Source organism: Streptomyces sp. SD31, from assembly GCF_052068475.1.
GTDB lineage: Bacteria > Actinomycetota > Actinomycetes > Streptomycetales > Streptomycetaceae > Streptomyces.
Genome location: NZ_JBQHCX010000008.1, coordinates 241164 through 253474 on the forward strand (window position 1 = coordinate 241164; position 12311 = coordinate 253474).

A 12311-nucleotide genomic window follows, 5' to 3' on the forward strand; every position below is an offset into this window, starting at 1 on the left:
TCGAAACGCGTTTGTTCTGTAACGGTGGGCACCCCGGTGCCGTGCGTGCGCTGTGATTGCGCCAGGATGTCGTGAACATATAAGCATCTGGAGGGGAACCCAGAAATGAGCTACAACCAGCCGGGCCCGTACGGCGGGCAGCCCCAGCAGCCCGGTCCGTACGGCCAGCCCGGTCCGTACGGCCAGCAGCCGCAGGCGCCCCAGCCCGGCTACGGCTACCCCCAGCAGGCTCCTCCGGCCCAGCCCCAGCCCGGTTACGGCTATCCGCAGCAGCCCCCGGGCGTCCCGCCCCAGCAGCCGAACCCGTACGGCCAGCAGCAGCAGCCGTACGGCCAGGCCCCGTACGGGATGCCGCAGCCGCCGGCGCCGGGGGGCGGCGGCAAGAAGACCGGCCTGATCATCGGGGCGGTCGCGGTGGTGGCCGCGATCGGTGTCGGGGCGTACTTCGTGATCGGCGGGGGCGGTGGCGCGGGCGGCGTCGAGGACGACGGGGCCCACAAGCTGACGACGCCGGCGACCGTGCTGAGCGGCGAGTACAAGAAGTCGGACAGCGCCAGCTCCGCGGACTCGATGAACGACGACGACATGTCGGACTTCGAGAAGTGGGGGGTGAAGGACGCCAAGGACGTCAGCGCGGGTTACCAGAAGGGCACGGGTTTCAGCGCGAAGAACCTCTCCTTCAACGGCGTCTACGGCACCATCGACGATCCCGAGGCCGTCGTCGACGCGATGTTCGCCAAGATGAAGACCGAATCCGAGAAGGACCAGAGCAGCAGCGACAGCAAGGGCGAGCTGGTCGGCAGCCCGGAGTCGGTCTCCCCCTCCGGCTTCGAGAACGGCGTCATGAAGTGCCAGGTCGCCGAGATCACGAACGGCGACTCGTCGAGCTCGAGTGCCGGGGTCGCGCAGACCATGAAGATGCCCATGTGTATCTGGGGTGACCACAGCACCGTCGCCCTCGTCATGGCGTTCGGCGTCGCCGAACTCGCCAGCGGTGAAGGCGGTTCGCTCGACGACACCGCAGCCCTGGCCGCCAAGCTCCGCAACGACGTGCGGGTCAAGGCCTGACGCCGTACGCCTCAGGGCGAAACACCTCAAGGGCGAAAAAGGGGCCCCGGTCCGCTGACCGGGGCCCCTTCGTACGCGTGTTGCGCGGTTACGCCGTCTTCTGCTCCCCGGACCCGCGCCCGCGCGCATCCCGCGGGATCAGCGTCGGGTTCACGTTCGAGTGAACGACGTCCGCCGTGATGACGACCCGGGCGACGTCCTTGCGCGACGGCACCTCGTACATCACCGACATCAGGACCTCCTCCATGATGGCTCGCAGGCCGCGCGCGCCGGTCTGGCGGAGGATGGCCTGGTCGGCGATGGCCTCCAGGGCCTCGCGCTCGAAGTCGAGTTCCACGCCGTCGAGTTCGAAGAGGCGCTGGTACTGCTTCACCAGCGCGTTGCGCGGCTCGATGAGGATCTGGAGCAGGGCCTCGCGGTCGAGGTTGTGGACCGAGGTGATGACGGGGAGGCGGCCGATGAACTCGGGGATCATGCCGAACTTGACCAGGTCCTCGGGCATGACGTCCTCGAACTGGTCCTTGGCCTCCAGCTCGCGCTTGGAGCGGATCGTCGCGCCGAAGCCGATGCCCTTGGCGCCGGCCCGGGACTCGATGATCTTCTCCAGACCGGCGAACGCGCCGCCCACGATGAACAGGACGTTCGTCGTGTCGATCTGGATGAACTCCTGGTGCGGGTGCTTGCGGCCGCCCTGCGGCGGGACCGAGGCCGTCGTGCCTTCCAGGATCTTCAGCAGGGCCTGCTGGACGCCCTCACCGCTGACGTCCCGGGTGATCGACGGGTTTTCACTCTTCCGCGCGACCTTGTCGATCTCGTCGATGTAGATGATCCCGGTCTCGGCCTTCTTGACGTCGTAGTCGGCCGCCTGGATCAGCTTCAGCAGGATGTTCTCGACGTCCTCGCCGACGTATCCCGCCTCCGTCAGCGCCGTCGCGTCGGCGATGGCGAACGGGACGTTCAGCATGCGGGCCAGGGTCTGCGCCAGCAGGGTCTTGCCGGAGCCCGTGGGGCCCAGCAGCAGGATGTTGGACTTCGCCAACTCGATGGCGTCCTCGCGGCTTTGACCGCCGCCGTTCTCGCCTGCCTGGACGCGCTTGTAGTGGTTGTAGACGGCGACGGAGAGGGCTTTCTTCGCCGCCTCCTGGCCGACCACGTACCCCTCGAGGAACTCGTAGATCTCGCGTGGCTTGGGCAGTTCCTCCCAGCGGACCTCACTGGTCTCCGCGAGTTCTTCCTCGATGATCTCGTTGCAGAGATCGATGCACTCGTCGCAGATGTACACACCAGGGCCTGCGATGAGCTTCTTGACCTGCTTCTGGCTCTTGCCGCAGAACGAGCACTTGAGCAGATCGCCGCCGTCACCGATGCGTGCCACGGTGTGCTTCCCCTTCGCCGTGGAGACGACTGGACGTTTTCGAATCCAGCGGCTCCTGGTGCTGCCTTATGTCCGACGGTACCTTGCCTGGCCCCCCGTTCGGGCCCCCCTTGGCGCGGTTCACTTTGACGTGCACCGTCCCAAACCGTGCCAAGGGGCAGCAGACATTACCGGGTCCGCGTCAGCGAACGTCGGCGTTGTTCATCTTCCGGGTGGAGATGATCTGGTCGATCAGCCCGTACGACAGCGCGTCCTCGGCCGTGAGGATCTTGTCGCGCTCGATGTCCTCGCGGATCTTCTCGATCGGCGTGGTGGAGTGCTTGGCCAGCATCTCCTCCAGCTGCGAGCGCATCCGCAGGATCTCGTTGGCGGCGATCTCCAGGTCGGAGACCTGACCGCGGCCGGTCTCGCTGTACGGCTGGTGGATCAGCACCCGGGCGTTCGGCAGCGCCATGCGCTTGCCGGGCGTGCCGGCGGCCAGCAGGATCGCGGCGGCGGAGGCCGCCTGGCCCATGCAGACCGTCTGGATGTCCGGCTTCACGAACTGCATCGTGTCGTAGATGGCCGTGAGCGCGGTGAAGGAGCCGCCGGGGCTGTTGATGTAGACCGAGATGTCCCGGTCGGGGTCCATCGACTCCAGGCACAGCAGCTGCGCCATGACGTCGTTCGCGGAGGCGTCGTCGATCTGCACGCCGAGGAAGATCACGCGCTCCTCGAACAGCTTCGCGTACGGGTCGTACTCGCGGATGCCCTGCGAGGTGCGCTCGACGAAGCGCGGGATGACGTACCGGGACTCGGCCACGGGGCCCGCGTACTCGGCGCGCGTACGGTCGTACAGGCCGTTGGCGGGGAAGTCGTTCACTGTCTGTCTCCTAGGGGCTGAGGCGGTCGGCTGGGGGCTGTACTGGGGCCTCAGGCCCCGGTGCCGCCGCCGCCCGGCATACCGGCGGCCGTTTCCATCACGTCGTCGATGAGGCCGTACTCCTTGGCCTCGTGGGCGTCGAACCAGCGGTCGCGGTCCGAGTCCCGGGTGATCTGCTCGATCGTCTGACCGGTGTGCTGCGCCGTGAGCTCGGCCATGCGCTTCTTGGTGTGCAGCAGCCGCTCGGCGTGGATCTTGATGTCGGAGGCCGAGCCGGCCAGGCCCGCGGAGGGCTGGTGGATCAGGATCTCGGCGTTCGGCAGCGCGAAGCGCTTGCCGGGGGTGCCCGCGCTGAGCAGGAACTGGCCCATGGAGGCGGCGAGGCCCATGGCGATGGTCACCACGTCGTTCTTGATGTACTGCATGGTGTCGTAGATCGCCATACCGGCCGTGATCGAGCCGCCGGGGCTGTTGATGTAGAGGTAGATGTCCTTTTCCGGGTCAGCGGCAAGGAGCAGCAACTGCGCGGTGATCTTGTTCGCGATGTCGTCGTCGACCGGCTGGCCGAGGAAGATGATCCGCTCGTTGAGCAGCCGGTTGTAGACCTGGTCGCCGAGGCCACCACCGATGGAAGGCTCGCCGGCGGCGGAGGGCATCAGATTCGTCACGTATCCACCTGCTCGTCTTACGACGGCGCCGGGCCGTCTTACGTCTTCTGCGGGCAACGGGGGCTCCCCTGCCCTCATATTCATGGACCCTAACGCGGTGGCCCTGCGCTGCAATCCCGGTTCAGCGGGTGTTCGCTGTCAGCGCATGCGCTCCGCTGGGTGGCCGTCCCTCTCGCCGTGGGCCCACTGGAGAGTGGCGCGTGCGGGTTCTTCGTGGCTGGTCGCGCCCGCGCGGCGGAGCCGCACATCGATACGGCCCCGCGCCCCTGAAGGGACGCTGCACAGCCGGACGAAAAGAAGGGCCCCGGGGATTCACCTCCCCAGGGCCCTTCCTACGAGCTACGCGGCGCCGTGGGCTCAGCCCTCGGTCTTCTCCTCGGTGGCCTCGTCGGCGGTGCCCTCGGCGGCCTCGACCGTCTCCGTGGCCTGCTCGACCTCGTCCTCGTCGTCCAGGTCGATGACCTCGCCGTTGGTGTCCTTGACCGTGGCCTTCTCGACCACGACGGCCAGGGCCTTGCCGCGGGCGACCTCGCCGACCAGGAGCGGAACCTGGCCGCCCTCGACGACCGCCTGGGCGAACTGGTCGGGGGACATGCCGGAGGAAGCGGCGCGGCGCATGAGGTGCTCGGTGAGCTCCTCCTGGTTGACGTTCAGCTTCTCCTGCTTGACGAGCTCGTCGAGGACGAACTGCGTCTTGATGCCCTTGACCGCGGCTTCCTTGGTCTCGGCGTCGAACTCCTCCTCGGTCTTGCCCTGGATCTCCAGGTACTTCGCGAGGTCGAGGCCCATCTGGCCGAGCTGGTGGTGCTCGAGGTTGTGCTTACGGGTGTTGATCTCGTCCTCGAGCAGCTTCTCGGGGACGGGCACCTCGACGAGCTCCAGCAGCTTCTCCAGGACGCGCTCCTGGGCCTGCGTGGCCTGGTCGTACTGCTTCATGTTCTCGAGGCGCTTGCGGCTGTCCGCCTTGAGCTCGTCGAGGGTGTCGAACTCGGAGGCGAGCTGCGCGAAGTCGTCGTCCAGCTCGGGCAGTTCGCGCGCGGCGACCTGCGTGACCTTGACGGTGACCTCGGCTTCCTTGCCGGCCGCCGAGCCGCCCTTGAGCTCGGAGGTGAAGGTGGCCTCAGCCCCGGCCTCCAGGCCCTTCACGGCGTCGTCGATCCCGTCCAGCAGCTCGCCGGAGCCGATGGTGTAGGAGACGCCCTCGGCGACGCCGTCCTCCAGGACCTCGCCGTCGACCTTGGCCTGCAGGTCGATCGTGACGACGTCGCCGTCCTCGGCGGCGCGCTCGACCGGGGAGGTCGACGCGAAGCGCTCGCGGAGCTGCTCGACCGACTTCTCGACGTCCTCGTCGGTGACCTCGACGGCGTCGACCTCGACCTCGATGCCGGAGTAGTCCGGGATCTCGATGGCGGGGCGGACGTCGACCTCGGCGGTGAAGTTCAGCGTCTCGCCGTCCTTCAGCTCGGTGATGTCGACCTCGGGCTGGCCCAGGACGTTGAGCTCGGCCTCGTTGACCGCCTCGGTGTAGAACTTCGGAAGCGCGTCGTTGACCGCCTCCTCCAGGACCGCACCGCGGCCGAACCGCTGGTCGATGACGCGGGCCGGGATCTTGCCCTTGCGGAAGCCCTTCACCGTGACCTGCTGGTTGATCTTCTTGTACGCCGCGTCGAGGCTGTCCTTGAGCTCCTCGAAGGGCACCTCGACAGTGAGCCGAACCCGAGTCGGGTTCAGGGTCTCCACGGCGCTCTTCACGGTTCGGTCTCCTTGTGGCTGACTTCTTGGGTTCTGCCGGAGCCAGACTGGTCCGGCAAATTCGCCGCCCGGAGGACTTCGTGACTTCGTACGGAGAGACACACGGGCGTGCAGCTTGCATAGTAACGGCAGCGGCGACACGCCCCAAAGGCGATCAAGGGACGCGATCACCCGAGGTCGTCGCGCGTATGGCCGGTGTGGACCCGGTCGTGGTCGGGGTGGCGGGATTTGAACCCACGGCCTTCCGCTCCCAAAGCGGACGCGCTACCAAGCTGCGCCACACCCCGTGCTGGTGCGACACGTAGGGTACATGCCCGCAGGCAGTGGGTCCGCCGCATTTCGCCGACGCCGGCCGTGGGATCGGGCGTGCCGCAATGGGGTGTGCGTCGAGGGGGCGTGACCCGCTACGATGCTCGCAGTGCCGCGGTCACCTGACCTGCGGCGCGTCCTGTGCGGGCGTAGCTCAATGGTAGAGCCCTAGTCTTCCAAACTAGCTACGCGGGTTCGATTCCCGTCGCCCGCTCTGCATGACTCAGGGCCAGGTCAGAGGCGCTTTCCTCCGACCTGGCCCTGATCGTTTTCCGCCGCCGCACCACCGCCGGTCGGCGGCTTCACAGCTTGCTTACGTCCACGGTGTAGACGGAGCGGATGCCGTACGGGACGTAGAGGGCGTCGCCGACGAGGGTCAGGGGGGCGCCGGCGCGCGTGGAGTCGGCGGTGCCGCCGTCGTCGCGGCCCTGGCGGGTGGCCTCGACGGTGCCGGTACGCAGGTTCAGGGCTGCCAGGCGGCCGGTGGGGGAGGCCAGGTACAGATGGGCGGCGGAGGCGGTCGGGGGGCCCGGTGATTCCACGGTGGAGTTGCTCTGCCAGATCTGGCGCCCGCTGTCCGGGTCGATCGCGCGGACGCTGCCGCTGGGGAAGGTGAAGTAGAGCCTGCCGTTCAGCAGGGTGGGGGTCCCGCCCACGGGCTGGGCCTGGGACAGCCGTACGGTCGTCACGACGTGCGAGGCGGCGTTGATCAGGGTCAGCGTGCGGTGGGGACCGGTCGTGCCGAGCGCCACCAGGCGTCCGTCGGCCTGTCCGACGACATCCTGGCCGCCCTTGACCTGCACGGTCCAGCGAGGACGGCCGGTGGCCGGGTCGAGTTGCGCGACGCTCGTGCCGGTGATGTTGTCGCCGCCCCATTTCTGGCACACCAGGTACCCGTTCCGGGCGGCGCTGCGCAGCAGGCACATCCGGGTGTCAGGGTCGGGCAGCGGGCGCTTCCAGCGGACCTTGCCGTCGTCGGCGTCGATCAGGGCGTACTGCCGTCCCCTGGCGCCGTGGACGGCGATGACGCCCTCGGGTACGGCTGTGGACAGGCCGTGCTCACTGCTCGGCTCCGTCGCCTCCTCGCCTTCGCCGGTGACCGTCTTCCAGATCACCTTGCCGGTGTCGGCGTCCAGTGCCTGGATGGTGTAGCGCGACGGGAACCTGTCCTCGTTGACGGTCGCGTCGTCGGCGCCGTAGACGTACACCCGGCCGCTGCGGGCGGCGATGACCGTCCCCGCGTCGCCGCCACCGAGGTCGTCGCGGGTCTCGTCTATCGGTCTGGCCCAGGTGTTGCGGCCGTCGGCGAGGGCGAAGCGGGTCGCCATGATGTCGTCGCCGGCGCACACGAGGGACCTGCCGGTGGCCGCGCAGCGGCTGAATGGGCCGTCGGCGGTCACCGGCTCCTTGTCGACGCTGGGGTCCTTCGACTTCTTGTGCCAGGCCTGCCAGCCGACGGGCAGGTTCCCCGGGTCGGAGTCGTCGGCGGTGAGGGCGACCGTCGTGGTGGCGACGGCCGCGAGGGCGACCGCGCCCGCCGCGGACGTCAGCCACAGGCGCCTGCGGCGTTTGCGGGGCCGGTCGGCGTCCGCGACCGTCGGCGTCTCGTCCGCGGGGCGCGGATCGGGCAGGGCGCCGTCACGCAGGAGGCTCAGCAACTCGTCAGGGGTGGACCGGGACTTGGGGTGCTTTTCCAGGCAGAGGTGGATGAAGGGGAGCAACTCGGGCGGGACGTCATCGAGTTCCGGGGTGCCATCGACGACCCGTATGGCCGTCTCGTAGGGGCTCGGGCTGTCGAACGGGCCGTGACCGGTGGCGGCGTACGCGACGACCGAGCCGAGGGAGAAGACGTCGGCGGCCGGGCCCACGTCCTGGGGGGAGGAGAACTGTTCCGGGGACATGTAGGGCGGGGTGCCCATCACGCGGCCGGTCTGGGTGAGGACGTCCTGGGCCGCGAACTCGGCGGCCCGGGAGATGCCGAAGTCGATGACGCGGGGGCCGTCCTCGGCGAGCATCACATTGGCCGGTTTCAGATCGCGGTGGACCATGCCGGCGCGGTGGATGTCCCGCAGGGCCTCGGCCAGGCCGGCGGCGAGTTCGCGCAACTTCGGCAGGGGCAGGGGGCCGTGGCGGCGGACATGGGTGCCGAGGTCCTCGCCCGGGATGTAGAGCGTGGCCATCCAGGGGCGCGGCGCGTCGGCGTCCGCGTCCACGACGGGAGCGGTGAAGGCGCCGCTGACCTGGCGGGCGGCGGCCACCTCGCGGCGGAAGCGGGTGCGGAACTCGTCGTCGTCGGCGTACTGCGCGTGCACGACCTTGAGGGCGAGGCGACGACCGGAGGCGGAGCGCGCCAGGTAGACCACGCCCATGCCACCGGAGCCGAGACGGTCCTCGATCCGGTAGCCGCCCACCTCCGGCGGGTCCGTCTCACGCAGCGCCATCCGTACGTTCCCCCGTTCCGGACCGTTCGACGATCACGAACGAGGGTATCCGTACCTTTCCAGGCGGCCCCATGGACCCTAGAACTGGATGGAGTTGATCGTCTCCGCTATCGAGTTGAGGAACCGCTGGATGTCGTCCGCCATGCCGGTCGAGGCCAGGAAGAAGCCGAACAGCACGGCGACGACGGCTGGGCCGGCCTTCAGGGATCCGCCACGGATCAACACCACCAAAATGATCGCCAACAGCAACACAACTGACAGCGAAATGGCCACAACAGATCACACCCTCGGTCGGTCCGCTCTCCCGGCCCGGGGATGCACCCCGCGCACCCCCGCCAGAACCATCGTGCCACCAACCGGGCTCCGCTATGCGGCACGTGACGTTTCGTTCGCCACACCTGTGCCGGATCCGTGCGGACCCTCGGCCCGCGCCGACCTCTCACGTGGCACCCGCACAGCATTTCGAGGTGACACTCGGGCAGGGAATTCGGCGGGGTCGTTTCCATCGACACACAACGTGTTCGCGGGTATTTCGAATTCTCCGCACTCTGATCATTCCACCGGAGTCAGCTCCTGCCCATATGCACCTCTTAGTCCGGATGAATCCGGACAAGACGGGTGACCAACAGGTGTCCGGCAGGTGCATGTTCGTCGTACACGCGCGGTCAAGCGCAATAACCAGGAATGACCTGGCGCGTTTTACGAAAACACACAGACAACGCTAGGGTGCCTCAGATGTTCCACGCTGCCTCGTCCCCCGCATGCGCAGCAAAGTCCTGGATCGCCTCCCCCGGCTTCCGGCGGGAGGGTCTGTGACGGACTCACTGCGACCGCACGGCCACAACAGAGCGCCACTCCCCCCGGCACAGTCGCCGGCGGACGGAGTGCCGAGTCCGCGCTCGCCGCGCAGCCAGAAGGCTCAGGCGAACAACAGACCCGCGTCCAGCGGTGCCAAGCAGCGCGACGCGTTCTTCGACAACGCCAAGTACCTGGCGATCGTTCTCGTCGCCATAGGACACGCCTGGGAACCGATCAAGGGCGACAGCCGGACCCTGGAGGCCGTGTACACCGTCGTGTACACGTTCCACATGCCGGCGTTCATCATCATCTCCGGCTTCTTCTCACGCAGCTTCGACGCCAGCCCGAGCCGGCTGAAGCGGCTGATCACCGGCGTCGCCGTGCCGTACATCGTGTTCGAGACGGCGTACCCGCTCTTCAAGCGCTGGATCGACGAGGACCCGAGCCAGGAGATCAGCCTCCTGGACCCGTGGTACCTGACGTGGTTCCTGTGCGCACTGTTCATCTGGCGGATGACCACGCCCATCTGGAAGATGGTGCGCTGGCCGCTGCCGATCGCGCTCGGCCTCGCCATGGCGGCGACGGTCGCCCCGGAAATCGGCGACGACCTGGACCTGCAGCGGGTCCTGCAGTTCCTGCCGTACTTCGTGCTGGGCCTGATCATGAAGCCCGAGCACTTCCACATGGTGCGCACGCGCACGGTGCGGATCCTGTCCGTGCCGGTGGGCGCGGTGGCGCTGGCCTTCGGCTGGTGGGCGGTGCCGCGTATGAACACCGCGTGGTTCTACCACCGTGACGCCGCGCAGGAGCTGCACGCGCCGTGGTGGAGCGGGCCGGTCATGGTGCTGGCGATGTTCGGCTGCTCGCTGCTGCTGACGGCCTGCTTCTTCGCCTGGGTGCCGCGTCGGCACATGTGGTTCACGGCGCTCGGCGCGGGGACGTTGTACGGCTATCTGCTGCACGGGTTCTTCGTGAAGGCCGGGGACTACCAGGGCTGGTTCGAGGCCGCCTGGCTGCACCGGCCGCTCGGCGAGATCTTCGTCACCGTCTGCGCGGCTGTCGGTGTGACGCTGCTGTGCACCAAGCCGGTGCAGCGGGTGTTCCGGTTCGCGATGGAGCCCAAGATGGACTGGGCGTTCAAGCGGGACGCGGCGGAGGTGGCGCGGGAGCGCGAGAAGCGTGAGGGTGCGGCGCCGCGCGAGAAGGTCAACGCCTGAGCCGACGCCGAGGGTTTCCCTCGTGACCGTTCCCTTCGTGGGACGTCATTTGCCGACCAGACCGAGAAGTGCGCGCATGCGTGCGTACTTCTCGGTCAGTCGTTTGCGGGTGGCCTCGTCGAGGACCGCGAGGCGGGCCGGGTTCGCGTTGTGGGCCAGGTCGGACTCCTTCACCAGCAGGGCGCCGTCGGTGGCGAGGATGCGGGCGGCGTAGGCCTCGGGGGGTTCTCCGGGCCGCTTGGTGAGCGCCAGCACGATGTCCTTCGTGCGGCGGCTCAGGGGGGTTTCTTCCAGTCGGCGTTCGGTCAGGGCGTCGTCCTCCACGGCGTCGTGCAGCCAGGCCGCGGCGATCTGGTCGTTGTCGCCGCCGCGTGCGCGTACGCCTTCGGCGACGGCCTGGAGGTGTTCGGTGTACGGGCGTCCGGCTTTGTCGGTCTGGTGGGCGTGCGCGGCGCGGGCGAGGGCCTCTACGGCGGGGAGGGGCAGCGGGGTTCGGTCGGGTTCGGTCACTCGTCCAGTGTCTCGCCCCCGCCCGCCCCTACCCGTCCCATCCCTGGGGGCTGCCGCCCCCAGACCCCCCTGGAAAGCGGCAGCCGGTGCCGGTCGGCCGGGGTCGAGGAGTGCTGGGTCGGGAGTCAGCGGGGGGTCGGTGTCGTCGGGCCCTCGCGGCAGATCAGGAGGAGTGCCCTGTCGTCGTTGACGTCCCGCGCGACCGCCTCGATGAGGTGCCAGGCCGCGCCGTGGAAGCCGCCGGCGACATAGCGGTCGGCCTCGCCGGTGAGGCGGTCTATGCCCTCGACGATGTCGCGGTCGGACGTTTCGACCAGGCCGTCCGTGAACAGCATCAGCACGTCTCCGGGGCGGAGGGTGCCCTTCACGGGGTCGAACTGGGCGCCGTCGTACACGCCGAGAAGGGGGCCCTCGGCTGCCTTTTCCTCCCAGCGGCCGCTGCCCGCGCTCAGTTGCAGGCCCGGGGGGTGGCCCGCCGAGTAGAGCTCGTAGTCTCCCGAGTCCAGGTCCAGGACCAGGTGGATCGAAGTCGCGAAGCCCTCGTCCCAGTCCTGGCGGAGGAGGTAGCCGTTGGCCGCCGGGAGGAACGCGTGTGGGGGCAGGCTGCCCAGGAGGCCGCCGAAGGCTCCGGAGAGGAGGAGGGCGCGTGAGCCCGCGTCCATGCCCTTGCCCGACACGTCCGTCAGGACCACCTCCAGCGTGCGGCCGCCGTTCGTGCGGGCCGCGACGACGAAGTCGCCGGAGAAGGACTGGCCGCCCGCCGGGCGCAGCGCCATCTCGCGATGCCAGCCGTGCGGCAGGCTCGGGAGCTTGCTCTGAACGCGGATGCGTTCACGCAGGTCGAAGAGCATCGTGCCGCCGCGCCGCCAGGGCACGCCCACGCGGCTGCGGAACTGCGCGATGAGGAGGCCGAAGAAGCCGCAGGCCGCCACTACCAGAACCACGCCGGGAGTCACGCGGGACGGGCCCTCCGTGTAGGGCCCGAGCTGCACCGACTCCACGATCAGGGCGGTGGCCGCCGCGGCGTAGAGGCCCAGCAGGCTCGCCGGGCGCAGCAGCAGACCGCCGGCGACGATGGGGAGGACCAGCGCGGCCGGGGAGAACCACACCGGGTTGGCCATCGTCACGGCGCAGATCAGGGGAACCGTAAGGAGCAGGCCGGCCAGTGCGATCCAGTCCGAGCCGTCGCCGCGGAAGTAGTCCACCGCGCTTCTGCGCACGCCGACGCGGGCCCGGTGCCACTGCATCTTCAACCGGGCCGTGAACGTCTCGGCCGCCGTGCGCCGCTCTCGTCCTGCTGCCATTAGTTCG

The 12311-nt window shown here is 68.7% G+C and carries 10 protein-coding genes and 2 tRNA genes; 3 read left to right on the top strand and 9 right to left on the bottom strand.

Annotation, left to right across the window (positions count from 1 at the left end; genetic code table 11):
* The first annotated feature begins 105 nt into the window (after positions 1–105).
* Positions 106–1068 carry a hypothetical protein gene (locus ACTMVF_RS19160; protein WP_441272271.1) on the top strand — a complete coding sequence of 321 codons (963 nt, stop codon included), beginning with the start codon at positions 106–108 and terminating at the stop codon, positions 1066–1068.
* A gap of 88 nt (positions 1069–1156) precedes the next feature.
* Here the strand turns inward: ACTMVF_RS19160 and clpX are convergent, their stop codons facing one another.
* The 5 genes from clpX to ACTMVF_RS19185 form a co-directional block, all read right to left on the bottom strand.
* Complete coding sequence (gene clpX, locus ACTMVF_RS19165) at positions 1157–2443, bottom strand: ATP-dependent Clp protease ATP-binding subunit ClpX (protein WP_302000733.1); 1287 nt, start codon at positions 2441–2443, stop codon at positions 1157–1159.
* A gap of 181 nt (positions 2444–2624) precedes the next feature.
* Positions 2625–3305, bottom strand: a complete 681-nt coding sequence (locus ACTMVF_RS19170) for an ATP-dependent Clp protease proteolytic subunit (protein ID WP_302000732.1) — start codon at positions 3303–3305, stop codon at positions 2625–2627.
* Between the two features lie 50 nt (positions 3306–3355).
* Positions 3356–3961: an ATP-dependent Clp protease proteolytic subunit gene (locus ACTMVF_RS19175; RefSeq protein ID WP_128428974.1), complete on the bottom strand. Its 606-nt coding sequence runs from the start codon at positions 3959–3961 to the stop codon at positions 3356–3358.
* A 369-nt stretch (positions 3962–4330) separates the two neighbouring features.
* Positions 4331–5725: a trigger factor gene (gene tig / locus ACTMVF_RS19180; RefSeq protein ID WP_441272272.1), complete on the bottom strand. Its 1395-nt coding sequence runs from the start codon at positions 5723–5725 to the stop codon at positions 4331–4333.
* A gap of 210 nt (positions 5726–5935) precedes the next feature.
* Positions 5936–6012 (bottom strand) — tRNA-Pro (locus tag ACTMVF_RS19185).
* Between the two features lie 165 nt (positions 6013–6177).
* Here ACTMVF_RS19185 and ACTMVF_RS19190 point away from each other — a divergent pair.
* A tRNA-Gly gene (locus ACTMVF_RS19190) sits at positions 6178–6248 on the top strand.
* Positions 6249–6336: 88 nt separating this feature from the next.
* Here ACTMVF_RS19190 and ACTMVF_RS19195 read toward each other — a convergent pair.
* A complete protein-coding gene (locus tag ACTMVF_RS19195; protein WP_441272273.1) occupies positions 6337–8475 on the bottom strand; it encodes a serine/threonine-protein kinase in 2139 nt (712 codons plus the stop codon).
* 78 nt (positions 8476–8553) lie between these two features.
* Positions 8554–8748, bottom strand: coding sequence for a hypothetical protein (locus ACTMVF_RS19200; protein WP_030044846.1), 195 nt, complete (start codon positions 8746–8748; stop codon positions 8554–8556).
* Positions 8749–9287: 539 nt separating this feature from the next.
* On the opposite strand from ACTMVF_RS19200, the gene ACTMVF_RS19205 reads away from it, so the two are divergent.
* Positions 9288–10490: an acyltransferase family protein gene (locus tag ACTMVF_RS19205; protein ID WP_441272274.1), complete on the top strand. Its 1203-nt coding sequence runs from the start codon at positions 9288–9290 to the stop codon at positions 10488–10490.
* A gap of 45 nt (positions 10491–10535) precedes the next feature.
* Here ACTMVF_RS19205 and ACTMVF_RS19210 read toward each other — a convergent pair whose 3' ends face one another.
* Together ACTMVF_RS19210 and ACTMVF_RS19215 are read right to left on the bottom strand one after the other, a co-directional pair.
* Positions 10536–11000 carry an HD domain-containing protein gene (locus ACTMVF_RS19210; protein WP_441272275.1) on the bottom strand — a complete coding sequence of 155 codons (465 nt, stop codon included), beginning with the start codon at positions 10998–11000 and terminating at the stop codon, positions 10536–10538.
* A gap of 125 nt (positions 11001–11125) precedes the next feature.
* The gene (locus ACTMVF_RS19215; RefSeq protein WP_441272276.1) at positions 11126–12304 is read right to left on the bottom strand and encodes a PP2C family protein-serine/threonine phosphatase; all 1179 of its coding nucleotides are present in this window, start codon (positions 12302–12304) and stop codon (positions 11126–11128) included.
* Positions 12305–12311 lie beyond the last annotated feature (7 nt).